The 25301-nt window shown below is 70.9% G+C and carries 22 protein-coding genes and 1 pseudogene; 12 read left to right on the top strand and 11 right to left on the bottom strand.

Features of this window, described 5'->3' with window-relative positions; all coding sequences use genetic code 11:
• Positions 1 to 13 precede the first annotated feature (13 nt).
• Positions 14 to 889 carry an AAA family ATPase gene (locus ABT297_RS11570; RefSeq protein WP_350547707.1) on the top strand — a complete coding sequence of 292 codons (876 nt, stop codon included), beginning with the start codon at positions 14 to 16 and terminating at the stop codon, positions 887 to 889.
• A 4-nt stretch (positions 890 to 893) separates the two neighbouring features.
• Here the strand turns inward: ABT297_RS11570 and ABT297_RS11565 are convergent, their stop codons facing one another.
• Positions 894 to 1583: an alpha/beta fold hydrolase gene (locus tag ABT297_RS11565; RefSeq protein WP_350547705.1), complete on the bottom strand. Its 690-nt coding sequence runs from the start codon at positions 1581 to 1583 to the stop codon at positions 894 to 896.
• 31 nt (positions 1584 to 1614) lie between these two features.
• Between ABT297_RS11565 and ABT297_RS11560 the strand changes: the two genes are divergently transcribed.
• Positions 1615 to 2961 carry a vWA domain-containing protein gene (locus tag ABT297_RS11560; RefSeq protein ID WP_350547703.1) on the top strand — a complete coding sequence of 449 codons (1347 nt, stop codon included), beginning with the start codon at positions 1615 to 1617 and terminating at the stop codon, positions 2959 to 2961.
• 40 nt (positions 2962 to 3001) lie between these two features.
• Here ABT297_RS11560 and ABT297_RS11555 read toward each other — a convergent pair whose 3' ends face one another.
• Positions 3002 to 4468 (bottom strand): glutamate synthase subunit beta, encoded by a 1467-nt coding sequence (locus ABT297_RS11555; protein WP_350547701.1) that lies wholly within the window; start codon positions 4466 to 4468, stop codon positions 3002 to 3004.
• A gap of 372 nt (positions 4469 to 4840) precedes the next feature.
• On the opposite strand from ABT297_RS11555, the gene ABT297_RS11550 reads away from it, so the two are divergent.
• Positions 4841 to 5233, top strand: coding sequence for a sigma factor (locus tag ABT297_RS11550; RefSeq protein WP_350547699.1), 393 nt, complete (start codon positions 4841 to 4843; stop codon positions 5231 to 5233).
• Complete coding sequence (locus ABT297_RS11545) at positions 5185 to 6306, top strand: hypothetical protein (RefSeq protein WP_350547697.1); 1122 nt, start codon at positions 5185 to 5187, stop codon at positions 6304 to 6306. Before ABT297_RS11550 ends, ABT297_RS11545 begins: the two co-directional genes overlap by 49 nt.
• A 101-nt stretch (positions 6307 to 6407) precedes the next feature.
• Here ABT297_RS11545 and ABT297_RS11540 read toward each other — a convergent pair whose 3' ends face one another.
• Together ABT297_RS11540 and ABT297_RS11535 are read right to left on the bottom strand one after the other, a co-directional pair.
• A complete protein-coding gene (locus tag ABT297_RS11540) occupies positions 6408 to 8300 on the bottom strand; it encodes an ABC transporter ATP-binding protein (RefSeq protein ID WP_350547695.1) in 1893 nt (630 codons plus the stop codon).
• A complete protein-coding gene (locus ABT297_RS11535) occupies positions 8297 to 10066 on the bottom strand; it encodes an ABC transporter transmembrane domain-containing protein (protein ID WP_350547693.1) in 1770 nt (589 codons plus the stop codon). Before ABT297_RS11535 ends, ABT297_RS11540 begins: the two co-directional genes overlap by 4 nt.
• 122 nt (positions 10067 to 10188) lie before the next feature.
• On the opposite strand from ABT297_RS11535, the gene ABT297_RS11530 reads away from it, so the two are divergent.
• The 7 genes from ABT297_RS11530 to ABT297_RS11500 all read left to right on the top strand — a co-directional run bounded on the left by ABT297_RS11530 (position 10189) and on the right by ABT297_RS11500 (position 16252).
• Complete coding sequence (locus ABT297_RS11530) at positions 10189 to 10959, top strand: AraC family transcriptional regulator (RefSeq protein ID WP_350547691.1); 771 nt, start codon at positions 10189 to 10191, stop codon at positions 10957 to 10959.
• Positions 10960 to 11293: 334 nt separating this feature from the next.
• Positions 11294 to 12289 (top strand): FecCD family ABC transporter permease, encoded by a 996-nt coding sequence (locus tag ABT297_RS11525; RefSeq protein WP_502885559.1) that lies wholly within the window; start codon positions 11294 to 11296, stop codon positions 12287 to 12289.
• Positions 12286 to 13371, top strand: coding sequence for a FecCD family ABC transporter permease (locus ABT297_RS11520; RefSeq protein ID WP_350547687.1), 1086 nt, complete (start codon positions 12286 to 12288; stop codon positions 13369 to 13371). Before ABT297_RS11525 ends, ABT297_RS11520 begins: the two co-directional genes overlap by 4 nt.
• On the top strand, positions 13368 to 14258 hold the full coding sequence (locus ABT297_RS11515) for an ABC transporter ATP-binding protein (RefSeq protein WP_350547685.1): 891 nt from the start codon (positions 13368 to 13370) through the stop codon (positions 14256 to 14258). The genes ABT297_RS11520 and ABT297_RS11515 overlap by 4 nt, the downstream gene beginning before the upstream one ends.
• A 14-nt stretch (positions 14259 to 14272) precedes the next feature.
• A complete protein-coding gene (locus ABT297_RS11510; protein ID WP_350547683.1) occupies positions 14273 to 15082 on the top strand; it encodes an ABC transporter substrate-binding protein in 810 nt (269 codons plus the stop codon).
• Positions 15040 to 15285 (top strand): hypothetical protein, encoded by a 246-nt coding sequence (locus ABT297_RS11505; RefSeq protein WP_350547681.1) that lies wholly within the window; start codon positions 15040 to 15042, stop codon positions 15283 to 15285. Before ABT297_RS11510 ends, ABT297_RS11505 begins: the two co-directional genes overlap by 43 nt.
• A gap of 424 nt (positions 15286 to 15709) precedes the next feature.
• Positions 15710 to 16252 (top strand): TlpA family protein disulfide reductase, encoded by a 543-nt coding sequence (locus ABT297_RS11500; RefSeq protein WP_350547679.1) that lies wholly within the window; start codon positions 15710 to 15712, stop codon positions 16250 to 16252.
• A gap of 75 nt (positions 16253 to 16327) precedes the next feature.
• Here ABT297_RS11500 and ABT297_RS11495 read toward each other — a convergent pair.
• The 5 genes and pseudogenes from ABT297_RS11495 to ABT297_RS11475 all read right to left on the bottom strand — a co-directional run bounded on the left by ABT297_RS11495 (position 16328) and on the right by ABT297_RS11475 (position 20535).
• Positions 16328 to 17077, bottom strand: a pseudogene (locus tag ABT297_RS11495) (Stf0 family sulfotransferase).
• Between the two features lie 101 nt (positions 17078 to 17178).
• Positions 17179 to 17964, bottom strand: a complete 786-nt coding sequence (locus ABT297_RS11490) for a GNAT family N-acetyltransferase (protein WP_350547677.1) — start codon at positions 17962 to 17964, stop codon at positions 17179 to 17181.
• Between the two features lie 98 nt (positions 17965 to 18062).
• Entirely contained in the window at positions 18063 to 18770 is a 708-nt protein-coding gene (locus tag ABT297_RS11485; RefSeq protein WP_350547675.1) for an ABC transporter ATP-binding protein, read from the bottom strand.
• A complete protein-coding gene (locus ABT297_RS11480) occupies positions 18743 to 19564 on the bottom strand; it encodes an ABC transporter permease (protein WP_350547673.1) in 822 nt (273 codons plus the stop codon). The genes ABT297_RS11485 and ABT297_RS11480 overlap by 28 nt, the downstream gene beginning before the upstream one ends.
• The gene (locus ABT297_RS11475) at positions 19561 to 20535 is read right to left on the bottom strand and encodes an aliphatic sulfonate ABC transporter substrate-binding protein (protein WP_350547671.1); all 975 of its coding nucleotides are present in this window, start codon (positions 20533 to 20535) and stop codon (positions 19561 to 19563) included. The genes ABT297_RS11480 and ABT297_RS11475 overlap by 4 nt, the downstream gene beginning before the upstream one ends.
• Positions 20536 to 20729: 194 nt before the next feature.
• Between ABT297_RS11475 and ABT297_RS11470 the strand changes: the two genes are divergently transcribed.
• Positions 20730 to 22190, top strand: coding sequence for a M1 family metallopeptidase (locus ABT297_RS11470; RefSeq protein ID WP_350547669.1), 1461 nt, complete (start codon positions 20730 to 20732; stop codon positions 22188 to 22190).
• Between the two features lie 63 nt (positions 22191 to 22253).
• On the opposite strand, the gene ABT297_RS11465 is transcribed toward ABT297_RS11470, so the two are convergent.
• Entirely contained in the window at positions 22254 to 23006 is a 753-nt protein-coding gene (locus ABT297_RS11465) for an AfsR/SARP family transcriptional regulator (protein ID WP_350547667.1), read from the bottom strand.
• Between the two features lie 208 nt (positions 23007 to 23214).
• Positions 23215 to 25275: an MMPL family transporter gene (locus ABT297_RS11460; RefSeq protein WP_350547665.1), complete on the bottom strand. Its 2061-nt coding sequence runs from the start codon at positions 25273 to 25275 to the stop codon at positions 23215 to 23217.
• Between the last annotated feature and the right edge of the window lie 26 nt (positions 25276 to 25301).

The following is a 25301-nucleotide window of genomic DNA, read 5'->3' as shown; positions in this document are numbered from 1 at the left end:
GTGAGGTGTGTCCGTGACCGAGGTAGCTTCCTTCGATCTCCGCGGCAGAGAAGACGTCGCGTCCCTGCTGCGCTCTGTCGGTTATCTGGCCGACACCACGACGGCCGCGACGGTCCTGCTCGCCGAACGCCTCGGCAAGCCGGTGCTCGTCGAGGGCCCGGCCGGCACCGGAAAGACCGAGCTCGCCAAGAGCTTCGCCCGGATGACCGGCCGGCGCCTCATCCGGCTCCAATGCTACGAGGGGCTCGACGAGGCCAAGGCGCTGTACGAGTGGAACTACCGCAAACAGCTGCTCGGCATCCAGGGCGCGTCCGGCGACCCGGTCGAAGCCAAGCTGGAGAACGTCTTCGGCGAGCCGTACCTGATCGAACGGCCGCTGCTCGAGGCGATCCGCGCACCCGACCCGGTCGTGCTGCTCATCGACGAGGTCGACCGGCTCGACGTCGACACCGAGGCGCTGCTGCTCGAGGTGCTCGCGGAGTTCCAGGTCTCGATCCCCGAGCTGGGCACGGTACGCGGCGCGCAGACGCCGGCCGTGTTCCTGACGTCCAACAACAGCCGGGACCTGTCCGACGCGCTCAAGCGCCGATGCTTGTTCCTCTTCCTCGGTTACCCCTCACCCGAGCGGGAAGCCGAGATCATCCGGGCACGGGTGCCCGACCTGGTGCCACACCTCGTCGAGCAGGTCGCCTCGATCCTGCACACGCTGCGGCAGCTGGACCTGCGCAAGGCGCCGTCGGTCTCCGAGACCCTCGACTGGTCCCGAACGCTGTGCGTGCTCGGCATCGCGGAGCTCGACGCCGATGCGGTGGACGGCACGCTCCAGGTGCTCCTCAAGTACCAGAGCGACATCGACCTGGCGCGCAAGGAGCTGTTCGGCCGCGGCTGACCGGTCAGTCGGACGCGAGGAAGCGCAGCACCGCATCCATCGCCTTCAGCGAGGAGGGCGTCGCGAAATGATCGGTTCGGGGCAGCTCGACGACCGACGCGCGGGGAAGTTCCGCGGCCAGCCGGGTGGCCGGTCCGGCGAAGTCGTCGTCGCCGATCGCCAGCAGCGTGGGCACGTCGACGCGGTGCAGGTCGACTGTCGTGAGTGGACGCTGTGGCCGGCGGATCACCGCGGTCAGCGCGCGGGTGTCCGCGCGGTGCGAGGCCACCAGGCGGCGGAAGACACCGGAGGCCGGATCCGGCGCGACCGTCGTGCCGTCCAGCGCACCTATCACGTCGGGCAGCGGGCGGTCGGCATGCGGCCGGCCCAGGCCGACGACCGGGTCGCCGACGCCGAGCACCGCGATCCGCCGGAACCGGGACGGGTCGTCGGCGGCCAGGCGCAGCAGGATCAGGCCGCCCAGCGAGAAGCCGACCGCGTCGACCGGGGCGAGCGCGGCGGCGGGCGCGAAGGCGTGCTCCTCGAGGCCGGCGTAGCTCGCCGGGTCGGCGTCGTGGTTGCCCTCGGCGTGCCCGAGCAGATCGTGCCCGACGACGCGGCGGCCCAGATCGGCGAGCACATCCACCCAACCGTTGCGGCGCCAGTCGTTGTCGAAGGAGGACCCGAAGCCGTGCACCAGCAGGACAGCGGGCAACGAGCGTTCACTAGGTTGACGGGGTGTCGCGTTGATTGACACGATATCCAGATTCGCAGACGAACTGCGCCGTGTCGAGATCCCGGTCTCGCTGGCCGAGCTGACCGACGCCGTCGAGGCCGTCCGGTCGATCGACTTCGCCGAACGCGACGACCTCCGCGTCGCCCTGCGCGCGACGATGGTCAAGCGCAGCGAGCACCTGGACGCGTTCGACGTCGTCTTCGACCTCTACTTCGGTGACATCCGGGCGGCGCCGGCCGCCGGAAAGACCGTTGTCTTCCACACCCTGACCGACGACGAGCTCGCCGCGTCGCTGCGCGATGCCCTGGCCGCGGACAACCGCCCGGTGCTGCGCCGGATCGCGGACGCGGCCGTGGACCGGTATGCCGAGATGGAACCGGGCCGGCCGGTCGCGGGGCGCGCGTACCTGTTCCGCGTCCTGCGCAGCCTCGACCTGGACCGCCTCGTCGCCGACATCGGCGCCGCCGAGCCCGCCCGGTCACCACTGGAGCTCCGGCTCCGGCGCGACCGGCTCGGCGCGACCGTGGCCTACGTCGAGTCGACGGTGGAACTCGAGATCCGCCGCCGGCTGGTCGCCGACCGTGGTGCCGGCGCCGTCGCCAAGGTGGTCCGGCCGCCGCTGCAGGACGCGATCGGCTTCATGAACGCGTCCAGCGCGGAGATCGTCGCGATGCGCCGGGCGATCACCCCACTCGTACGCACCCTGGGCACCCGCCTGGCCCGCCGGCAACGCCTGCGGCAGCGGGGCCCGCTCGACTTCCGCCGCACCATCCGGGCGTCCCTGTCGACCGGCGGCACGCCGGTACAGCTGCGGTTCAAGCCGCCCGCCAAGCCCAAGCCGGAACTCGTCGTGATCGCCGACGTCTCCGGCTCGGTGGCGACGTTCGCGCGCTTCACGCTCCAGTTGCTCTATGCGATGCGACTCCAGTTCCGCAAGATCCGGACCTTCGCCTTCATCGACGACCTGGTGGAGGTCACGGATGTACTCGTGGAGAGCGTCACCGCCGAACAGGCGTTCGCCACGATCACGGCCGACCCGAGGCTGATCTGGCTGGACGGGCGCTCCGACTACGGCCACGCGCTGGAGACGTTCACCAGCCGCTACGCGTCGGCCGTCCGGTCGAGCACGTCCGTGCTGATCCTGGGCGACGGGCGCAACAACTACCGGTCGCCGCAGGAGGAGCGGCTGCGCCTCGTCGCCCGCCGGGCCGCGCACGTCTACTGGCTCAACCCGGAACGCCAGGCCAACTGGAACACCGGGGACTCGGCGATCCACCACTACGCGCCGCACTGCGACCGCGTCGTCGAATGCGCCAACCTGGCCCAGCTCAGGAACTTCGCCGACACCCTGCTCTGAGCGTCACCGCCGCAGGTGGTTGGTACCGGCGGCGCCGGGCCTACCTCGCGCTGAGCGATATCGAGGCCGGGGTGACCGGGGCGGGCAGGCGTCCGCCCCCGCCCAGGTATTGGTGGACCGCCGCGGCGGCCGAGCGGCCCTCCGCGATCGCCCAGACGATCAACGACGGTCCCCGGCGGGCGTCGCCGGCCACGAAGACGCCCGGCGCCTCGGTCTGCCAGTCGCCGTCGGCGTCGATCGTGCCGCGCCCGTTGCGGGTGAGCTTCGCCTGGGCCAGGTGCGGTCCGGGCTGCGTACCGCCGAAGCCGATCGCCAGCAGAGCCAGGTCGGCCGGAACCTCGCGGACCGTTCCCTCGACCTCGCTCAGCGTGAATCCGGGGCCGATGAGGACGTCCACCAGCTCGACCGCGCGCAGCCGCCCCTCGTCGTCGCCGAGGAAGCGGCGCACCGCGCAGCCGAAGTTGCGCTCGCCGCCCTCCTCGTGGGCCGAGCCGCTGCGCAGCATGGTCGGCCAGGTCGGCCAGGGGTCGCGACCGCCGTCCCGCTGCGGCGGGGGCAGCGGTGCCACCTCCACCAGCTGCACGCTGGCCGCGCCCTGCCGGTGCGCGGTGCCGAGGCAGTCCGCGGCCGTGTCGCCGCCGCCCACGACGATGACGTTCAGGCCGGCCGCGTCGATCGGCGGTGCGTCCAGCGAGCCGGCGACGACCCGGTTCGCACCCTCCAGGTACACCATCGCCTGATGAATGCCGCTGAGCTCGCGACCGGGAGTGCCCGGCACGTCGCGCGGGTCGAGGGCGCCGCAGGCCAGGACGACGGCGTCGTGCCGCTCCCGCAGCTCGGCCAGCGAAACGTCGACGCCGACCTCACAGCCGGTGACGAACACCACTCCCTCGGCGGCGAGCTGAGCGGCCCGCCGGTCGATGTGGCGCTTCTCCAGCTTGAAGTCGGGGATGCCGTAGCGGAGCAGGCCACCGACGGCGTCGCTGCGCTCGTACACGGTCGTCGCGTGTCCGGCCCGCGCCAGCTGCTGCGCGGCGGCCAGACCGGCCGGCCCGGAGCCGACCACGGCGACGCTGTGACCGGAGCTCGCCGCGACCGTGAAGGGCCGCAGCGGCCCGCCATCGGTGAGGCGGTTGATGATCTCGACCTCTACCTGCTTGATCGTGACCGGGTCGTCACCGATGCCGAGGACGCAGGCCGCCTCGCACGGGGCCGGGCAGAGCCGCCCGGTGAACTCGGGGAAGTTGTTCGTGGCGTGCAACGTGTCCGCGGCGCGCTCCCAGTCGCCGACGCGCACCAGGTCGTTCCAGTCCGGGATCAGGTTGCCCAGCGGACAGCCGTTGTGGCAGTACGGGACGCCACAGTTCATGCACCGGCTGGACTGCTCGTGGATCATCTGTTCGTCGACGCGTTGGTATACGTCGCGCCAGTCGGCCACCCGCTCGGGCACCGGGCGCAGCAGCGGCAACTGCCGGCGGTACTTCATGAATCCCATCGGATCAGGCATGACTGGCCTCCCGTTGCCTGGCGGTGCATCCGGATCGCGACGGGACAACACTGGCCCGAAATGTGAGACCGCCGTCCCACTGTCGTGGATGGCACCCTAACCGAACCGCCTGGGTGTCTCAATGGGCCGAAAAAGCCAAGTACGCCACACAGCGCGTAGCGGCGCGCCGAGACGAAGAGGAACCCTCGGCGCCAGAGACCGGGGCGCCGCGGGTTCCTCAACATCGTGCGAAAACCGATCTTTGCCATGATTCGGCCCAGGCTGGCGGAAAGCACGATTCGGCTCGCGTCGGCCGGTCGCGCGAGTTTTGAACCGGATGCCCCGGTGCCGGCATCGACTTGGGTGACGGAGACGACCGAGGGGAGCCGGCCGTTGCGTGCCGAACAGGAGCACGACTACATCGAGTACGTCCGGTCGCGGATACCGCGGCTGCATCACGTCGCCTACCTCGTGCTGGGCGACGCACATCGCGCCGACGACGCCGTGCAGAACGCGCTGACCGTGCTGTACCGGCGGTGGCCGCGGATGTCGGAGGTCGACAATCTCGACGCGTACGTCCGCACCATGGTCGTCCGCGCCTGCCTCGCCGAGCGGCGGCGGCCCTGGTCCGCGGTCCTGTTGCGGGACAGCGCGCCCGACCGGCCGGTCGACGGGGGCGGCGAGACGGTCGACGACCGGCTGGCGATCCGCCCCCATCGCGACTGCGTGCCGAGGACGTGTACCGCCACGCGCGCACCATCCACCGCCGCCGCACGGCCGCGGTGACCGGAACGGCGGCCCTGACGGCACTGGCGCTGGGGGTCGGCGTCGCGTACGCGCGGCCGGGCCCCGGCAGCGCCGGACAGGCCCCCGCCGCGCCGTCGTCGCCGGGCACCACCGGGGTCGCGCCATCCGGTCCGGTCATCTCGCCGCTGCCGCCCGTGGCGCCGGGCTGCACCGTCGCGCCCGTGTTCGACGAGGCGAACCAGCAGCCGCTCGACATCCTGACCGCCGACCCGACCGGCCACTACATCATCGGCTCGGGCCTCTCCGGTGCCGCCCTCTGGGTCGACGGGCACCGGCAGGCGCTGCCCGACGCGTTCCGCCCTGAAGCGGTGAACGCCTCCGGCACGATCGCGGGCACCCACGGCGTGGACCGCGCGGCGGTGGTACGCAACGGCACGCTGAGCGACCTGCCGACCCCGTCAGGGTCCCAGGACGTGCGGGTGTCGGCGATCAACGCCCGCGGCGACGTCGTGGGCGAGGTCCGGATGGGCGGCACCGACCGCCGCGCGGTCCTCTGGCCCGCGGCGGGCGGCGTCAAGGTCTTCAGCAGCCCGGTGTCCACCGCGCTGGCGATCGCCGACGACAGCACGGTCTACGGCACGGTCAGGATGGTCCCGACGAGGTGGACGTCCGACGGCAAGGGCACCCCGCTGCCGCTGCCGCCCGGCTACCACACCGGCTGGGCCAGCTACCCCAGCGGCGACCAGCTGTTCGGCGAAGTCGCCGCCAAACGGCCCGGCGCCGACCCCGAGGGCGACGGCAAGGGCGAGCTGGCGGGCGAGCAGATCTACGTGCGGTGGCACCTGGGCTCCGGCACCGTCGAGCAGGTCGGTCACCCCGAGTCGGGCCTGTACCGGACGAACGCGACGGTCGACACGGTCGGCGTGAGCGGCACGATCGTGGCCACCGTCGACGGCAAGGAGCTGCTGTACCGCGGGAACACGCCCGTCGCCCTCCCCCAGTACCAGGGCCGCGACATCAGGATCCACTGGGTCAGCGCCGACGGCCACACGATCCTCGGCTTGGCGGGCTCCGGCCTATCCCAGCTCGCCGTCATCTGGACGGGCTGCTGACCTCGCCATGCTCACGGAGCGCTCGTGTACTCCCTGGTACACGAGCGCTCCGTGATCATGGGGTCCGCCGGCGGGTGGGGCGCCGGACCGCGCTCGTGCCCTCAACTCGCTGCCGGCCTGTGTTCCGCGATTCTGGTCGCGTTATCCGCGGCCGGCCGTCCATGACCACCCGGATAGCGGGGTTGCGACCAGGCGGACCACAACGCGGCGTAGGAACCACCGGCGTTGAGGAGGTCGTCGTGGGTGCCGTGCTCGACGATGCGGCCGGCGTCCATGACGAGGATGGTGTCGGCGGTCGCGGTTTGGGACAGGCTGTGGGCGATGACCACCGCGGAGCGGTCCCGGGTGACGACGGTGGCGGCGTGGTCGAGGGCGCGAGCGGTGTCACTTCCACCTTCGGCGGTGGCCTCGTCGAGTACGACGATGGCGGGGTCGAGCAGCAGCAGCCGTGCGAGGGCGAGTTGCTGGGCCTGACTGGCGGTCAAGGGAGCGCCCCCGCTGCCCACGGCGGTGTCCAGACCGTCCGGCAGGGTGGTGATCCAGCCGGCGCCGACGGCGTCGAGGGCGGCGGTGAGGTTGTCGGTCGTTGCCTGGGGCTCAGCCAGGCGCAGGTTGTCGGCGATGGTCCCGGCGAACACGTGGGTCTCCTGGGTGACCAGCGCGATGGTCCGGTGCAGGCGGGCCGGGTCGAGGTCGCCGGCGGGGGTGCCGTCGAGCGTGACACGGCCGCCGTGTGGTTGCCGCAGCCCGGCGAGCAGCGACGCGAGGGTCGACTTACCGGACCCGGTGGCGCCGACGATGGCGACGTGCCGGCCTGGGGGCAGGTGCAGGGTGACGTCGTGCAGCACGTCGGGCCTGCCGGGGTAGCCGAACCGGACGCTGTCCACGTCGAGTGCGGGGCGCCGGGCCGGGGCCGCGGACGCTGGGCCGGATCCGGCGGGCGCCGACTCGAGCCGGGCATCGGCTGCGACGCTCGCCCCGATCCGGCGACGCGGTTCGGCGTCGGTGGTGGTGATGCCGACAAGGCGGGCGAGGCTGGCGGTGGCTTGCTGGATGCTGTCGAACACGCCGAGCACGGTGTTGATGGGGCCGAACAGGGCGGCGAAGAACAGCGCGGCCGTCGTGGCGGCCCCGATGCTCGCCGTGCCGTCGCGGACGAGGACGAACGCGACGAGCAGGATCGCGCCGAGCCCGATGAACTCGGCGACGTTGAGCCGCCCGTAGAAGCGGGTCGCGGTGCGGATGGCGCGGAATTCGTACTCCATGGAGTCGGTCGAGGCGGCCGCGATCCGGTCGCGCTGCCGCTGGCCGAGCCGCAATACCCGCAGGGTGGGCAGGGCGGTGAAGCCGGCGAGCATGGCGGAGGCCCGTTTCCCGTCGGCGATGCGCCCGCCGGCGTAGATCGGCCGGGAGGTGCGCAGGTACCAGCGCAGCGCGTGTGCCTGGACGGGGACGACCAGCAGGCCGGCCAGCGCGAGGCGCCAATCGAGGCTGGCCAGCCCGACCAGGGTGGACAGGATGGCCAGCCCGGCGGCGAGGAACCTGCCGAGCGCGCCCTCGGCGGCTTCGCTGACCCGCTCGACGTCGCCGGAGACGCGGGAGACCAGGTCACCGATGCCGCCGGCCTCGACCACGTCGACCGGTAACCGCACAGCGGTGGTGAGGGTGGCTTCGCGGAGCCGGGCCACGCCCGGCAGCACGACGTGGACCAGCAGTACGCTCGAGGCCCACCCGGTGACCGCGGCCGCGACGGTGGCGGCGGCGAGCAGGACGATCGGGCCGAGAAGCGCGTGGGGGGATTCATGGTCAGCGATGGCCTGGGTGATCTGGCCGATCGCGATCGGCCCGGCCAGTCCGAGAGCGCTGTCGCCGATCATCACGACGATCGTGGCGGCCAACCATCTCCAGCGCCCTCGCAACAGCGTCTGGACGTAGCGGCGGACCTGTCGCCCAGTGGCGACCGGCAGCAGCGCCGTTGTGGTGTCGGTGCTCATCGGGCGACGGTCTCCCGGTAGGCGGGGACGCGAGTTGACAGCTCGGCATGTGTGCCGGTCCGGCAGCCGTTCGCGTCGAGATAGATGACCTGGTCGCAACGGGACAGCCAGACCGGGTTGGTCGTGACCACCAGGGTGGTGCGCCCGGTGCGCAGAGTGCGGACGCGCTCGGCGATGCGGTCCTCGGTGGCCGCGTCGACGGCGGTGGTCGGGTCGTGGAGCACGAGTACCGGCGAACCGGCTGCGAGGACGCGGGCCAGCGCGATGCGTTGCCGCTGACCGCCGGAGAGAGTCTCCCCGCGGTCGCCGACGCTGGTGTTCGCTCCGTCCGGCACGGCGTCGATGACCTGGTCGGCGAACGCCGCGTGCGCGGCTGCCGCCACCGCGCCCTCGTCCCCGGTGAGGACGTGCAGGTTGTCGGCGATGCTGCCGGGCAGCAGCACCGTGTCGTGCGGACACACGAGCACCGCGGTGCGCAGCGTCTCCAGCGGCAGCGTGGCGATGTCATGCCAGCCGATGTCCGGGCCGCCGAGGAGGAGCCGTCCGGCCGATGGGTCGTATTCGCGGGCCAGCAGGGCCGGCACCGCGGCGGCGGCAACGGGATCGGCACAGACCAGACCGGACATCGCGTTCGCCGGCAAGGCCGCGTCGAGCGCAGGGCCGGTATCGAGCACGCGCACCGCCTCGAACGCCAGGCCGGAACCGACGTCGGGACGAGCTTGCGCACCCTGGCCAGGAGCTGCCGGTGACACGGCGGGTTCGGCGACAAGGACCTCGTGAATACGACCGGCCGAGGCCAGTGCCCGGGCGTAGGCGGGGCTGGCGCCGGAAACGACCCGCATCGGACCGATGACGAAATGGGCCAGACCGAGCGCGGACACGAGCTGCCCGAGCCCGAGGTGCCCGGAGAGCGCCAGCCAGCCGCCGACGCCCGCGATCACGGTCAGGTAGATCCCGCTGAGCAGCGACCCGACCGCCGAGATCGTGGCCGCGGAGGAGGTCGCGCGCAACGCCGCCCGCATCGCGCCCTGGCTCACGCGCCGGTACTCGTTCGCGGCGGTGCGCTCGGCACCGATCCCTTTGAGCACCCGCAGCCCGCGGATCAGGTCCTCGGCCAGCGCGGTGCTGCGGGCCTGTTCGTGCTGCTCCACGGCACTGCGGCGGCGCAAGAGCCCGGAGACGCGGTTCTGGACGATCAGCAGCACGACGGTACCGGCGACGATGATCGAGCCCAACAGCGGCGAGAAGCGCAGCAGCAGGAGAGTCGACACGACCAGGACGACGGCGGCGGCGATGACGGTGGCGAGGATCCCGGCGAAGGCGCCGACCCGGCCGGCGTCGCTGGTGGCGCGGCTGAGCAGGTCGCCGGGGGTGTTGCGAATCCCGCCGGCCGGTTGCACCACCCGGTCACTCAGCCATATCCGCACGACGTGTCCGGCGTGCTGCTTGGCCCGCATGCTGGCCCGCGCGCCGAACCGGTAGGACAGCGACAGAAATGCGAAATCGCCGGCGAGCACGGCCAGCCAGCCGCCGATCGCTGCCCAGTTGCCGTGCTGCACCGCGTCGCTGATGGTCGCGCCGATGATGACCGGCACCATCGCCTCGCCCAACTGGTGCGTGCTGTAGAACACCGAGGCGGCGACCAGATCGCGTCGCCGCGAGCCAAGCGCGCGCCACAACATGCCGCGTGGCGATACCAGCTCGGTACCCGGTGCGCCGGTCGTCCGGTCGGCCGCGTCGGCAAGGGAAATGGCGGGGGCGGTCACCGTGTCGACGTTAGGTTCACCTAACCTTGACGTAAACGCAGTAGTGCGCCAATCGCTATCGCCTATCAGTCACGATGGTGTCGGCGACGGCGAGCGGACGAGCACGAAGGAGTGAGGCGGCGGTGAGTGGTCGTGCGATCGGGTTGGCCCGCTTCGACATGGCCCGCGGGCAGAAGTTCGACCGGCACGTGCACAAAGCGCACCAGCTGGCCTGGGTCCGCAGTGGCGTGCTGATGGTCGATGTCGAGGACCGCTACTGGGTCCTGCCCCCGACGCTCGCGCTCTGGATTCCGGGCGGTGTGTGGCACGCGTCGATCGCGCTTCGCACCTCGATCATGCAGGGCATCTATCTTGAGCCGGCCGGCTGCCCGGTGGCGTGGACCGAACCAACCGTCGTGTCCGTACCACCATTGGCCCGGCACCTGATCACCTACCTCGCCGGCGAGCTGACCGAGGCCGCCCGCTCCCACGGCGAGGCCGTGCTGCTGGACGTGCTCCGCCCGGTCGAGAAAGCCACCATCGAACTCCCGCTGCCCGCCGACGAGCGGGCACGGGAGGTGGCACACCTGATCCTGGCCGATCCGACCGATCGCCGCAGCCTTGACGAGTTGGCCCGCGCGGTGCGGTCGAGCTCGCGTACCTTGCTGCGGCTGTTCCTGGCCGAGACCGGCATGACCTTCACCCAGTGGCGGGCGCACGCCCGGCTGCAGGCGTCCATCGCCTACCTCGCCGAAGGGCAGCCGGTCGCGCGGGTGGCCGAGCACGTCGGTTACGCGACCGCCAGCGCGTTCGTCGCCGCGTTCCGCCGCCTCACCGGCCACACTCCCGCTGCCTACTTCGGCAACGCCGACGCCCGCGTCGAGCGGGCATCTGTCGCTGGCGTCCAGTGTTGACGAGCCAGGCAGCGAATCGCCAGCCGGCACGGCGGATCGGCAACATCGCGGCGCGTAGGCGACACCGATTGGCGTAGCCGTGCCTTGCCGTGCGGTCAAGGCGGCACCTACCCTAGGTCAGGCAAGGCTAGCCTAACCTAATCCCCGAGACGTGTCGGTGACCCTCCGCTTTCCTTGCCCGTGCCCATGATTGCCGCAAGGAAGTGATGATGACCCGTTCCACGCCGTCGAGCCTTGACCGCAGTGGTGGGCAGGGGTGAGCGCCACCACGGTGACCGCCGAGCCGCCGCTCGCGCCCGCCAACGGGCAGCCGGAGAAACCGATCCGGGGCAGTGTGATCGCGTTACGCGTCCTCGGCCTGCTGATCGCACTGGCGGTCCTGCTGTTCGTCATGTTGGTCAGCATCGCGGTCGGCGCGAAACCGATCCCGCTGTCCGGGGTTGTCCACGCCCTGTTCGACGGGCTCGACACCGTCAACGGCGTGGTCGTGCTGGACCTGCGGTTGCCGCGCACCCTGCTCGGCGTCGCGGTCGGGGCAGCTCTGGCGCTGGCCGGCGTGCTGATGCAGGCGATGACTCGTAATCCGTTGGCCGACCCGGGCATCCTCGGCGTGAACATCGGCGCCTCGACCGCGGTGGTGCTGGCGATCTGGATCTGGCGGTTCACCGACCTGACGGCCTACGTGTGGTTCGCGTTCCTCGGCGCCGGTATGGCGTCGGTGCTGGTCTACCTGCTCGGCTCCCGCGGCCGCTCCGGTGCGACCCCGGTCCGCCTCGCGTTGGCCGGCACCGTGATCAGCGCGGTGCTCGGGTCGCTGATCTCGTTCGTGACCCTGCTGAACCCGGCTGTGTTCGACCAGTTCCGCTTCTGGGGCGTGGGGTCGCTGTCCGGAGTGCGCCTGTCGATCTTCTGGCAGGTGCTGCCGTTCCTCGCCGTCGGCGCCCTGCTGGCGCTCGGGCTGTCCGGGGCGTTGAACGCGCTCGCGCTGGGTGACGCGACGGCTCGCGCACTGGGCAGCAACATCACCCGCACCCGCGTGCTCGGCGCCGTAGCCGTCACGTTGCTGTGCGGGGCGGCCACGGCCGCGCTCGGGCCGATCGGGTTCATCGGGCTGACCATCCCGCACATCGCGCGGTTGATCACCGGCCCGGACCACCGGTGGCTGCTGCCGTATTCGATGGTGCTGGGTCCGATCCTGCTGCTCAGCTCGGACATCCTCGGCCGGGTGGTGGCCCGGCCAGGGGAGATCCAGGTCGGTATCGTCACCGCTGTCGTCGGGGCGCCCGTGTTCATCGCACTCGTCCGACGCCGCCGGATTCCCGAGCTGTGACCGCATTCGATACGACTTCCCCGCCGGCCGATCGCCCGATCGTCCGCGGCCGCGTGCTGCGCATCCGCGGCGACAGCGTCTCGCTGCGCTGGCAGCCCCGCACCGTGCTCCTCTGTGCGATCCTCGCTGCCGCGTCGGTGGTGCTGTCGGCGTTCAGCCTCACCACCGGTGACTACCCGGTCCCGCTGTCGGGCGTGATCGACAGCTTGCTTGGTCGCGGCACCGGGGCCGAGTCGTTCATCGTGGTCACGCTGCGGCTGCCGCGCCTGGTCGCGGCACTGCTGATCGGGGCCGCACTGGGCATGAGCGGCGCGGTGTTCCAGTCCCTGTCTCGTAACCCGCTCGGCAGCCCGGACATCGTCGGATTCACCAGCGGCGCGGCCACCGGCGCGGTCGCCGAGATCCTCATCCACCGTGGCGGGCAGTCGCAGATCGCCGGCGCGGCGATTCTCGGCGGACTCACGACCGCCCTGGTCGTATACCTGCTGTCGGTCAAGCGCGGCAAGGTCGCCGGCTATCGGCTCGTTCTGGTCGGCATCGGTGTCAGCGCCGTGCTCACCGCGCTCACCTCATACCTCCTCACCCGCGCCGAGCTGTACGACGCGCAGAACGCCCAGATATGGCTGATCGGCAGCCTCAACGCCGTCGGCTGGAACGTCGTCGGCCCGCTGGTGGTCACGTTGGCGGTGCTGACCCCGGTCACCGTCGTGGCCGGGCGCACCCTCGGGTGGATGGAGATGGGCGACGAGTCGGCCAAGGGCCTCGGCGTCCCGATCGAACGCACCCGGCTCGTCCTGGTCGTCTCGGCGACCGCGCTGGCCGCCGCCGCCACCGCGGCCGCCGGCCCGATCGGGTTCGTCGCCCTCGCCGCGCCGCAGCTGTGCCGGCGGCTGACCCGCTCGGCCGGGGCGCTGATCGTGCCCGCCGCGTTCATGGGTGGCCTGCTGCTCTGCGCGAGCGACTTCGCCGCGCAACGGGCCATCCCGTCGACCCCACTCCCGGTCGGGGTGGCGACCGGCGTCATCGGCGGGGGTTACCTGTGCTGGCTGCTCGCCCACGAATGGAAGGCCGGACGCTCATGAGACCACTCGGCTTGCGCCGTCGGGCCCAGCCCGTCGCGCCGGAGCCCGTCGTCACGGGAAAGTCGCGACTGCACGCGGCCGGCCTCACCCTTGCCTACGAGGAACGGGTCATCAGCACCGCCCTCGACGTGGTCATCCCCGACCAATCGTTCACCGTCATCGTGGGTGCCAACGCCTGCGGCAAGTCGACCCTGCTGCGTGCCCTGTCCCGCATGCTCAAGCCCAAGCAGGGCGCGGCCTACCTCGACGGCAAGGCCATCACCTCCATGCCCTCCAAGGAGGTTGCGCGCCACCTCGGCCTGCTCCCACAGTCACCGATCGCGCCCGACGGCGTCACCGTGGCCGACCTGGTCGCTCGCGGCCGTTATCCGCACCAGAAGCTGCTGCGGCAGTGGTCACGCGACGACGAACGCGTCGTCACCGAGGCGATGGAAGCCACCGGGGTGCGCGACCTGGCCGACCGCTACATCGACGAGCTCTCCGGCGGGCAGCGGCAACGGGTCTGGATCGCGATGACCCTCGCGCAGCAGACCAGGATCCTGCTGCTGGACGAACCCACAACCTTCCTCGACATCGCGTACCAGATCGACGTGCTCAATCTCTGCGCCGACCTGCACGAAGAGCAGGGCTACACCCTGGTCGCCGTCCTGCACGACCTCAACCACGCCTGCCGGTACGCCACCCATCTCATCGCCATGCGCGAGGGCCGCATCGTCGCCCAGGGCCCGCCCGGCGAGATCGTCACCGCCGACCTCGTCGCGGATGTCTTCGGCCTGAGCTGCGAGATCATCGACGACCCGCAGACCGGATCGCCACTGGTCGTTCCCGTCCGCCGCCGTCGCCACGATCCCATACAGGGTCGGCCCCGTCACGCAACCGTTCACTGAACCCAGGAGAACCCATGCCAGTCATCACACTCGACACCGAGGTCGAGTTCGCGCGGATCGTCAACGAGCTGAGCCGCCGCCGTCTGCTCGCCGGCGGCCTCGGCGCCGCCGCGCTGCTCGGGCTCGCCGCGTGCGGGTCGACCGGCGACGGGCCGGCGACCACCTCCGAGACGCCGCCGAGCCGGCGCGTCGAGACCGCCAAGGGTCCGGTCGACGTACCGGCGAACCCCACGCGTGTCGTGTCCATCCAGCCGTCCGCGACGGCGACGCTGTACGACCTGGGTGTGGAGCCGGTCGGTGTCTATGACCAAGGGGCCCAGTACATCTCGCCGCGGTACGCGTCGCAGTGGAACGCGGCCCCGAAGATCGGCAACGCGGGCGAGGTCCAGATCGAGAAGGTCGCCGCGCTGAAGCCGGACCTCATCATCGGCGCCGACTACCCGTGGAACACCAAGGCCTACGACAAGCTGAGCGCGATCGCGCCGACAGTCATCATCCCCGTCACGAGCTGGCAGGCCAGCGCGAAGACCACCGCCGAAGCGGTCAACAAGCTCGACGCGCTCGACGCGCTCGACAAGCGGGTCGCCGCCCGCAACGAAGCGATCAAGACGAAGCACGCCGACATCCTGGGCCGCTACCGCTGGAACATCCTGCAGGGCGGCTTCGACAACGGCCAGTTCTGGGTCTACGGCCTCGAATCCGAGGTCGGCAAGATCCTCTCCGCGGCCGGCGTCCAGTTCGCGACCGCGAGCAAGGAGACGTCGGGAGGCGCAACCGCAAGGTGTCCTACGAGCAGATCGACATCCTCGCCGACGCCGACGTGATCGGGTTCTACTCCGGCTACGACGGCAATCCGAACAACAAGGGGCCCGAGCTGTTCGCCCAGACGGGATTCAAGCAGCTCGCCGCGGTCCGGGCGACGCGGCTCGTGCCCTTTCCCGACTTTCTGCCCGGCGGGTACGGCGACGCACTCGCGGTCCTGGATCAGCTCGAGAGCGGACTGACGAAGCTGACGGGCGCGGCATAACCGTCAACGAGCTGATTCGGTGGCGAGGACCGGCTCGGCGGCGTACGCGCCGGCCGGTTCACCTCTGACCATGGGTCGTTCGTCGGCGGCGGCGTGCGGGTGCTGGCAGCGGCAGTCCGCCGAGCAAAGTCTCCGTGGTCATGCGTCCGGCGCCCACAGTGCACGGGGTTCTTCATGATCACGGAGCGAACGTGCTGCTCCGTGTGCATTTTTACTCCGTGATCACGGCGAACATGATGGTCGGGCGACGCAGATCGCAGGCGCGGCCAGCGCCGCCGGAACTCGGCTTCTCGCGATGCCAAGCGCCCAATTGACGGTCACACTAAGCTATCGTCTACACGAATTTCGAGAGGTGCATCGACCTCAAGGGAGTGCGTTGTTCACACGTCGTCGCGTTGTTGCGTGCACAATCGCCGCGGTCACTATGGTGGCCGCCTGGTATTTGCAGCAAACGGCTGCCACGAACGGCCCGCACGACGGTGAAGCGCGTCCCTCCGCTACCGCAATCTTCCAATTTCCGCCGGCGAGCCGTCAGGCCGCGCCAGCGTTGACCGGACATCTCCTCGACAACAGCGCGTTTCGGCTCGCCGAATGGCGCGGCTCCGTTGTAGTGGTCAACTTCTGGGCATCCTCCTGTGCGCCCTGCGGTGACGAAGCGCCGGATCTGCAGGCTGTCGCCGACGCCACCGCCAGCCTCGGTGTGCGCATGCTTGGCGTGAACGTCCTCGATGACCGCGGCAAGGCGAGGAAATTCGTCGACTTCTATCATCTGACCTACCCGAGCCTGTTCGATCCGGCCGGCGAGATCCCGCTGATCTTTCCCGCGATCTCGCCCCGCACGATCCCAAACACCGTCATCCTTGACCAGGCCGGCAACGTAGCGGCCGTCGCTCGCCGCAAAGTCACCCGCACCGAACTCGAGGCCGCTGTTCGAGCCGTCGCTGCGGCACCGGTGGCAACCGGGTGACTGGCCGCCAGCCCACTCCGCGCTGAGTCAAACCGGACGCTCCTCGGCGTTCATCCAGCCGCGAATCTGGCCGCGTCATCGCGGTCCGGCCCCGGCCCTGAACCGCTCGATCCACTCCCGGTTGAGGGGGTCGGCCTGCCGGGCGTGCATCTCGGAGATACGGCCGTCCACCGGCAGCGTCAGACCGAGATACGCCAGGATCTCCTCGGTCGCGCGAACCTTGTCAACGGCGAGGTCCTCGTATCGCACCCGGAACGGCTCGACCCCGGCGTGGCGGAACCAGTCCTCCCAGGCGGCGTCGCGCTCCTCGATGGTCTTCATCAGCTCGGCGAGCCGGTCGGTGTCGTAGGTCGGCGCGCGCCCGCTCGGGCCGGTGTCGCCGATCTCGCCGTTGCCGCCGATGTACCACACGTTGGTCTGCTCGGCACGGACTCAGGAGACCGCCTGGGCCAGGGTGTCCTCGCGGTACACCCAGATGAACCGGACCCGGCCGAAGGCGCGCTCCAGCAGGTCCAGGTCGCGCCCGGCCAGCGTCGGGTAGACCGTGGCGAGGCCGTCGACGAGCCGGTCGAGGGTACCCCACATGAGTTTCGCACCGAAGACGCCGTTGGGGGTGCGACCCGCCTCAATCGCGGCGCGGACGAAGTCGTCGTAGGACCAGTCCCCCGGCAGGCTCCACCGCTCAGCCCACAGCTGCTCGTCGGGCTCACGGAAGTACGCCTGAGGGCGGCCCGCGACACCGGTGGACCCGAGCAGGCCGAGCAGGAGCGAGCTGCCGGTCCGCGGGGTGCCGCAGACGAAATACGCGTCAATCGATTCCACCATGTCACAGTCCTAGCGCGCACGGCCTGACTGCCGCGGTGACTTCGTCGGTGAGTTCGAGCGTCGAGTGCCGGTGACGAACAGCGCCACAGGTTGGTGGCTGGTCAGAATCGCTGAGCTCTGTCGGCGGGCATAAGGTTGACGCTCAGTTGGGAGCCCAGTTCGCGGAAGCCGAGCGCTCGGGCCACTCGGCGTGACGCTTCTGGGCGGGCTCGCCACTGCGGGAGCAGGCTGGCATTCAGCGCGTCCAGGACGGCTGCGGTAGCGACGACGCGGCCGAGCCCTCGTCCGCGTGCTGCCGGGGCGGTCAGCACGCTGACGTGGGCGGTGCGCCTGGGCCAGCATCGGTAACCTGCCGCCGCGATGATGTCCGTTCCGGTGCGCACCACGAACGCCGGGGATGTGATATCGGCCAAACCGGATTCGTCGGTGTCCTCGACAGACACCCGAGCGAGCAGAGCTGCCATGTCGGCGTGGTCCGCGGAGATCGTCTCGACGGCACTGGACTCGGCCGGGTGGAAGCCGGCCGAGTCACAGTAGGCCAAGGTCGCTGGTCCCAGCGTCTCCTTGACCGGCAACCTGTCACGCAACGCGGCCGGGTCGATCATGGCGGTCGCGGGGAGGTCCTTGAGGGCGTGCTTCACGATCTCAGCGGTGCCATTGTCAGGCGCCGTGGCGATCACGGCGCGGCCCAGAGCAACGATGCCTATCCAGCCTGGCGGACACAGCAACGACTGCGGGGAGGCCACCACTTCGATGGCTGACTCCGTGAAGGTGACCGGAGTCCCGGCCAGGTCGGCCCAGACCTGCTGAGCGCGTTCGAGCAGAGGATCGTTGGTCACGCTCGCATGATGGCAATCGGCTGGCGTCCATGCCACCGAGAAATCCATGACGGCTCCGATTTCCGAAACCGATGACCATCCGCTCGCAGCCGGCCCACCGCCCGGCCGGCGACGCGGTGTCACTGGCCGAGCGGCTTGACCGGTCGTCAGTGGACGTTGAGCAGGCCCAGCAGCGCGCGGCGTTCGGCGGCGAAACCGGGGGCGTCGGCGGTGCGTGGGCGTGGCAGGGGCACCTGGCGGTCCTCGACGATGCGCCCGGCGTCGAGGACGAGGATGCGGTCGGCGAGCAGCAGTGCCTCGTCGACGTCGTGGGTGACCAGCAGCGCCGCGAACCCGTGATGCTCGCGCAGCCGGCCGAACAAGCCCTGCATCCGCAGGCGGGTCAGCGCGTCCAGGGCGCCGAACGGCTCGTCGAGCAGGAGCAGGTCCGGGCGGCGGACGAGGGCGCGGGCGAAGGCTACCCGCTGGGCCTGGCCGCCGGACAACTCGGCCGGCCAGGCGCCGGCCCGCTCGGCGAGGCCGACCTCCGTGAGCGCCTCGTGGACCCGGGCCGGCAGGTCGCCACCGCGCACGCCGAGGGCCACGTTGGCCCCGACCCGCTTCCACGGCAGCAGCCGGTGCTCCTGGAAGACCACGGCGGTGGCGCCCTCGGTGCGGTACGTGCCGGTCGCCTCCTCGTCAAGGCCGGCGAGCACGCGCAGCAGCGTGCTCTTGCCCGAGCCGCTCGCGCCCAGCAGCGCCACCACCTCGCCGCGGGCGATGGTGAGGTCGACGGCGTCGAGGACAACGGTCGGGCCGAAGGTGCGCCGCACCCCGGCGGCGACCGCTACGTCGCCTGCAGGCCCCGGCGCCATGCCAGCGTCCTCCTCTCGGCGTACCGCAGCGCGAGGTCGGAGACGAGGCCGAGCAGCGCGTACGCGACCAGGCCGAGCACGACGATGTCGGTCTGGCTGAACTCGCGGGCCTCCATCATCATGAAGCCGAGGCCGCCCTGGCCGTTGACCTGCTCGCCGACGACGAGGCTGAGCCAGCCGGCGGCGAAGGCGAGCCGCACGCCGAGAAACAGCGAGGGCAGCGCGCCGGGGATGACGACGTGCCGGACGCGTTCCAGGGCGCTCAGGCCGCAGGCGCGCGCCGCCTCGACGAGGCGCTCGTCGATGTTGCGGATGCCGGCGTAGGTGTTGAGGTACACCGGAAAGAACGCGCCCAGCGCGACCAGCGTGATCTTCAGGGACTCCCCGATGCCCACCCAGATGATCAGCAGCGGCACGAGGCCGAGGTGGGGCAGCATGCGGCCCATCTGCACGGTCGGGTCCACGAGGTCGTCGCCGAGGCGGGAGAGGCCGGCGAGCGCGCCGAGGCTGAGGCCGAGCAGGCCGCCGACGAGCAGCCCGAGCAGCGCCCGCTGGATCGAGTCGAGCAAGTAGCCGCCCAGCGTGCCGTCAGCGGCCAGCCGCCAGCCGGTCTCGAGCACGGCGCTCGGCGCCGGGAGCTTGTCGGTGTCGAGCAGCCCGGCCCGGCCACTGCCTTCCCAGGCGGCGAGCAGGACCACGGGGGTGACCGCGCGCCGCCACCGCCGGGCGCGGGCCCGCCGGGCGGTGGCGGGCGCGGCGGCGGTGGCCGCGGTACTGCGGGCGAGCAGCGTCATCGCAACAGGTCCGAGAACTGCTCGTCGACGCGGGCCTTGATGTCGACCTTGACCGGGATCAGCTGCAGCTCGGTAAAGCCGTCGGAGATCTGCTGCAGCTCGGCGCCGATCTCGGGCGTGATCGCGGCGAGCGGCTGGGCGCTGCGCTCCAGGGCCCGGCGGGCGACGTCCTCGGGGATGCCGAGCTCCGGGGAGAGGATCTTCACACGCTCGTCGGGGTTGGCGATGCCCCAGTCGGTGACCTGCCGGTAGGTCTTGAGGAACTCGCGGATCTTGCCGGGCTTGCTCTTCAGCGCCTGCGGGGAGACGAGCAGGTACTCGCGGTTGTTGGCCAGGCCGGTGGCGTCGACGAGCACCTTGACGCCCGGCGACTCGGCGAGGGAGAAGTACGGATCCCAGATGATCCAGGCGTCGACCTGGTCGTTGTCGAAGGCCGGGCGGGCGTCGGCGGGCTTGAGGTACTGCACGTCGATGTCCTTGATGGTCATGCCGTTGGCCTCGAGCAGGCGCACGAGCAGCCAGTTGACGTTGGAGCCCTTGTTGAGGGCGACCTTCTTGCCGCGGAGGTCCTTGAAGGAGGTGTACCCCTTGCTCGCCTTCACCAGCACGGCCTCGCCCTTCGGCACCGGCGCCGACGTAGCGATGATCTTGAAGTCGATCTTCCCGGCAGCGGCGAAGATGGGCGGCGCCTCGCCGACCTGGCCGATGTCGACGGCCCCGGCCTTGATCCCCTCGGTGAGCGCCGGCCCGCTCTCGAACAGATTCCAGGTCGTGCCGGACGCCTCGGCCTTGCGCGCCTTGACCAGGCTCAGGCCGCCGAAGCGCTGGTAGCCCACGCGCAGCGGCTCCTCGGCCGCACCGGACGCGCCGGCGGACTCGGCGGACTTGTCGGACTTGTCGGCGCAGCCGGCAACCAGCGACGTGCCGAGCAGCAGTAGCGCGCCGGCCAGAACGGCCGTGAGTCGACGCATCAGTGCACTCCCATGGCGGTAGGAAATCCAATGGCACGGGACTATACCCACTACACCTACCTTTTGAATAGGAGATACCTAGTATTCACATCGTGACGCTCTGTGAGGGTCGGTGCCGGATGCCGGCGCCGCACGGCGGCAGGTCGTTGTCACTGGGGCATCGCCGCAGGCCGCGGTACCGTATCGTCTGCGCCGTGCGTCGATCATGGCTCCCAGTCGTACTCTCCGCGGCACTGCTGACGGCCGCCTGCACCGATAGCGGCCCGAAGCCGAGGGCCACCGACAGCGCGGCGCCCAGTGCCTCCCCCAGCCCGGCCGGCCCCGACTACAGCGCATGGGCGGCGGGCCGCTCCACACCGGTCGCCGATCCGGTGTACCCCAACTACGGCAACCCCGGAATCGACGTGCTGCACTACGGGCTCGACCTCGCCTGGCAGCCGGAGACGAAGACGCTGACCGGCACGGCGACGCTCCAGCTGCGCGCCGCGGCCGATCTCACCGAGGTGAAGCTCGACTTCTCGAAGGCGTACGCGCTCGACAAGGTCACGCTGAACGGGGTGGCCGCCGGCGGTACCGTCGCGGACACGAAGCTCACGGTCCCCGCGGCGGTCGCCAAGGACGCGTTCGCGACGCTTGTCGTCAAGTACCACGGCACGCCGACGACGGTGCCGATGCCGTCACACCGCGGCGACGCCGAGCCGCTCGGGCTGACCGTCACCGAGGACGGCGGCCTGTGGACGATGCAGGAGCCGTACGGCGCGGGCACCTGGTATCCGGTGAACGACCAGCCGTCGGACAAGGCGCTGTACGACATCTCGGTGACCGTGCCGGACGGCTGGTCGGCGATCGCGAACGGCACGCCGAAGGGCCAGGACGGCAACACGTTCAAGTACGCCTCGACGGAGCCGGTGGCGAGCTACCTGACGACCCTGGCCGTCGGGAAGTACAAGAAGGAGACGGCGACGGGTCCGCACGGGATCCCACTCACCTACTGGTACCGCCAGGGCACCGACGACAAGGCCCTGCCGTACCTGCGCAAGTCGCCGCAGTATCTGGAGTGGCTGGAGAAGCACTTCGGCCCGTATCCGTTCGACAGCGCGGGCATCGTCATGGTGCCGTCGACCTCCGGCATGGAGACCCAGCAGATGATCACCATGGGCCTGCCCGAAGCCGACAGCGACGCCGACTTCAAGAGGGGCTTCGAGGCCGACGTGGTGCACGAGTACGCCCACCAATGGTTCGGCGACACGGTCACCACGACGAACTGGAACGACCTCTGGCTCAACGAGGGCTGGGCCTTCTACGCGCAGCACCTGTACACCAACGAGCGCGACAAGGTCACGGCCAAGCAGTGGGAGGACTGGGCCCGCGGCCGCGACGCCCGGCTGCGCGAGAAGATCGGCCCGCCCGGCAAGCCCAAGGCGGACAGCTTCGCGGAGAGCAACGTCTACCTTTGCCCGGCCCTCATGCTGCACCAGATCCACAAGCAGATCGGTGACGCCGCGTTCTTCGCGATGGCGACCGACTGGGCACAGAAGAACCGCGGCACGAACCAGGACCGGGCCTCGTTCATCGCGTTCGTGAACCAGCACACCGGCAAGGACTTCACGTCCCTCATCAACACCTGGCTGGACTCCCCGACCACGCCGAAGTAGGGAGCACCCGCCCGAGCCCATGCACCGGACGGCTCGGGCGGGCACCCAGATCGTGCACTTCCGTCAGAAGACTGTGTCGAGGGTCCGGCGCAGCACGGCCCGGTGCGTGTTCGCCAGTTCCGCCCCCGGCTCGATACCGAACCGCTCCACCAGCAGCCGGCGGGCCCGCTGGTAGGTGTGCAGGGCCGCCACCGCGTCACCCATCTGGTATTGCGCGCGCATCAGCCGATCCCAGGCCCGCTCGCGTTCCGGGTGCTGGCCGAGGAAGTCCAGCAGCAGGTGCACGGCCTGCTCGTGGGCGCCCCGCCGCAGCAACACGGCCGTGTAGTCCTCGACCGCCGCCTTCCACCGAAGGTCGAGGTCGGCCGCCCGGGCGGCGAGCGCCGGCCCGACCGGGATGCCCTGGAACGGCATGCCTTGGTAGCGCTGCAGCGCCTGCTCCAGCGCCATGATCGCGCCGTCGTGGTCCGACCGCGCCAGATGCCCCCGCGCGGTCGCGAGCCACGTATCGAACTCCGTGACGTCGGTCTCGACCAGGACACCGGGGGGCAACCTCAGGGCCCAGCCCTCGTCGACGCTGGTCAGCGGGCTGGCTGTGCCGTCGAGGCCCGGCCCGATGGCGTCGGTCAGCCAGCGCCGTAGCGACGACACGCTGTTGCGGAGGTTGGCGCCGGCGGACACCGGCACCGTGTACTCCCACAGCTCGGTCACCAGCCGGCGCCTGGCCACGAAGCGACGGGGGTCCAGGATGGCGAGTGCGAGCACCGTCCGCTGCCGGGCCACCGGCGGCGGGTAGGGTCGCTCGTCGACGAACACCTCTAACGGACCAAGAAGCCTGAGCCGAAGCCGTACCACCACGCTCTTCCGATCCGGCACGCGCGCCGATAGTCGGGACCACTGGCAACCCCCGAAGCCTGCCAGCCGGCAGTACACGCGCAGTACACATTCGGTCTCGCCGCTACCCGAATCGGTGGCTCCACAGATCTGAGGAGCTCGTCAAAGCCGGACCGCCAACTGCTTCACCTCAATCCGCAGGGGCGGCGCTGACCGGGTGTGCCGCCTCCAGTGCCACGTGCGGGAGGGACCGGTCGAGCCGGCGTGGCAGCCACCAGGCGCGGGCGCCGAGGAGTCGCATCACCGCGGGCACGATGAGGCAGCGGATGACGAGTGCGTCGAGGAGGACGGCAACCGCCAGGCCGAGGCCGAACTGCTGCAGCATCCGGCCCGGGGCGAGCAGGAACGAGCCGAACACCAGAACCATGATGGCCGCCGCGGCCGTGACGATACGGCCCGTGGTCGCGAGCCCTTCGCGGATCGCGAGCTGGGCGTCGCGCGTGCGTTGCCATTCCTCGTGCATCCGGGCGAGCAGGAAGACCTCGTAGTCCATGGACAGGCCGAAGGCGATCGCGAAGATCATCACCGGGACGTAGGCCTCGATCGGGCCGGGCTGCACGCCGAATCTTCCGTCCTGGAAGACCAGCGTGATGGCGCCCATCGCCGCACCCACGCTGAGCAGGTTGAGCAGCGCGGCCTTGATCGGGATCAGTACGGAGCGGAACACCACGAGCAGTAGCAGCGCCGAGAGGCCGACGACCAGGCCGACGAAGATCGGCAGCCGGCCGCTCACCGCTTCGGCGAAGTCGACGACGCCGGCCGTACCGCCGCCGACGAGCAGCGTCGCGCCGCTGCTCGCGGCCAGCGGTGGCAGGGTCTGCGAGCGCAGCCGGTCGACCAGTGCCGCCGTGCGCGCGTCCTGCGGGCCCGTGTCCGGGAAGACGATGATGGTCGACAGATCCGCGCCCGACGGCAGCGGCGGTGTCGTGGCCGCGACTCCGGTCGTGCTCGTCAGCGTCCGCTGGACGGTTGCCGCCGTTTCGGCGTCTCCGCGCACCACGACGACGAGCGGGCCGTTGAAGCCGGCGCCGAAGCCCTCAGCGAGCAGGTCGTACGCGTTGCGGGTGGTCGTCGACGGCGCGTCGGTGCCGGCGTCGGCGAAGCCGAGTCGCATGCCTGCCGCCGGCCAGGCCAGCGCGAGCAACGCTCCCACCGCGAGGACCAGAGCGGGCCACGGCCGTCGTTGCACGAGCGCCGACCAGGCCCGCCAGCGGTCCCCGTCCCGCCGGGCGCCGCGGGCGGCGCGTTTGCGGACACCGCGCTCGACGCGCGCGCCCACGACCGCGAGCAGCGCCGGCAGCAACGTCAGCGAGGCGATCATCGTGACGAGGACGGTCACCGCGATGGCGACCGCGACGCCCTGCAGCGAGCCGAGGCCGAGCGCGATGAGACCGAGGAGCGCGACGATGACCGTACAGCCGGCGAAGAAGACGGTTCGGCCGGCGGTGTCCAGTGCGGTGCGGGTGGCGGTCGTCCGGTCCGCGCCGGCGACCAGTTCGCCGCGGTAACGGGAGAACACGAGCAGCGCGTAGTCGATGCCGACGCCGAGCCCGACGAGCAGCATCAGCGGCGCGGTGAAGTCGGCGATCGTGGCCAGGTGCGAGGCGAGGGCGATGATGCCGATGGCGCTGCCGACGGCGAAGACCGCGATGATGATCGGCAGGCTCGCGGCGAGCAGCGAGCCGAAGAGCAGCACGAGGATGACCAGCGCGGCCAGCATCCCGACGCCTTCGGCGGCGCCGCCCGCGCTTTCCTGCGCGTCGCGGATCGGGTCGCCGCCGAGCTCGACGCGCAGCCCGTCGCCGCGGGCGGCCTGCGCGGTGTCCATGATGCGGCGGGCGGCCTCGTCGGGAATCCGCTCGGCGGGGGCGTCGAGCATGACCGTCGCGAAGCCGATGGTGCCGTCGCGGGACATGGCGCTCGGGTCGGCGTACGGGCTGCGGACCTCCGCGACGCGGGGCAGCGCACGCACGTCGCGGAGCATGGCCTCGATCCGGTCCCGGGTGGGCTGCGCGGCGAGACCGGCCTTGCGTTGCACGACCACCTGGACCGTCGCGCCGGCCTGTGCGGGTGCCCGCTCCCGCAAGGTGTCCATGGCCCGCTGCGAGTCGGTACCGGGGAGCGAGAAGTCGTTGCGGTAGTCGGCACCGATGACCTGTGCGGCGACGGTGACGGCGACCAGGACGGCCACCCAGGCGGTCAGCGAAAGCCAGCGGT

The organism is Dactylosporangium sp. NPDC000555 (assembly GCF_040300025.1).
Classification (GTDB): domain Bacteria; phylum Actinomycetota; class Actinomycetes; order Mycobacteriales; family Micromonosporaceae; genus Dactylosporangium.
This window is presented reverse-complemented; position numbering and strand designations above follow the sequence as displayed.

Coding starts and splice junctions, on each gene's coding strand:
- ABT297_RS11555 (WP_350547701.1), bottom strand. CDS start 4,468: ATGCCTGATCCGATGGGATTCATGAAGTACCGCCGGCAGTTGCCGCTG.
- ABT297_RS11540 (WP_350547695.1), bottom strand. CDS start 8,300: ATGAGCACCGACACCACAACGGCGCTGCTGCCGGTCGCCACTGGGCGA.
- ABT297_RS11515 (WP_350547685.1), top strand. CDS start 13,368: ATGAGACCACTCGGCTTGCGCCGTCGGGCCCAGCCCGTCGCGCCGGAG.
- ABT297_RS11510 (WP_350547683.1), top strand. CDS start 14,273: ATGCCAGTCATCACACTCGACACCGAGGTCGAGTTCGCGCGGATCGTC.
- ABT297_RS11500 (WP_350547679.1), top strand. CDS start 15,710: ATGGTGGCCGCCTGGTATTTGCAGCAAACGGCTGCCACGAACGGCCCG.
- ABT297_RS11490 (WP_350547677.1), bottom strand. CDS start 17,964: ATGGATTTCTCGGTGGCATGGACGCCAGCCGATTGCCATCATGCGAGC.
- ABT297_RS11485 (WP_350547675.1), bottom strand. CDS start 18,770: ATGGCGCCGGGGCCTGCAGGCGACGTAGCGGTCGCCGCCGGGGTGCGG.
- ABT297_RS11480 (WP_350547673.1), bottom strand. CDS start 19,564: ATGACGCTGCTCGCCCGCAGTACCGCGGCCACCGCCGCCGCGCCCGCC.
- ABT297_RS11475 (WP_350547671.1), bottom strand. CDS start 20,535: ATGCGTCGACTCACGGCCGTTCTGGCCGGCGCGCTACTGCTGCTCGGC.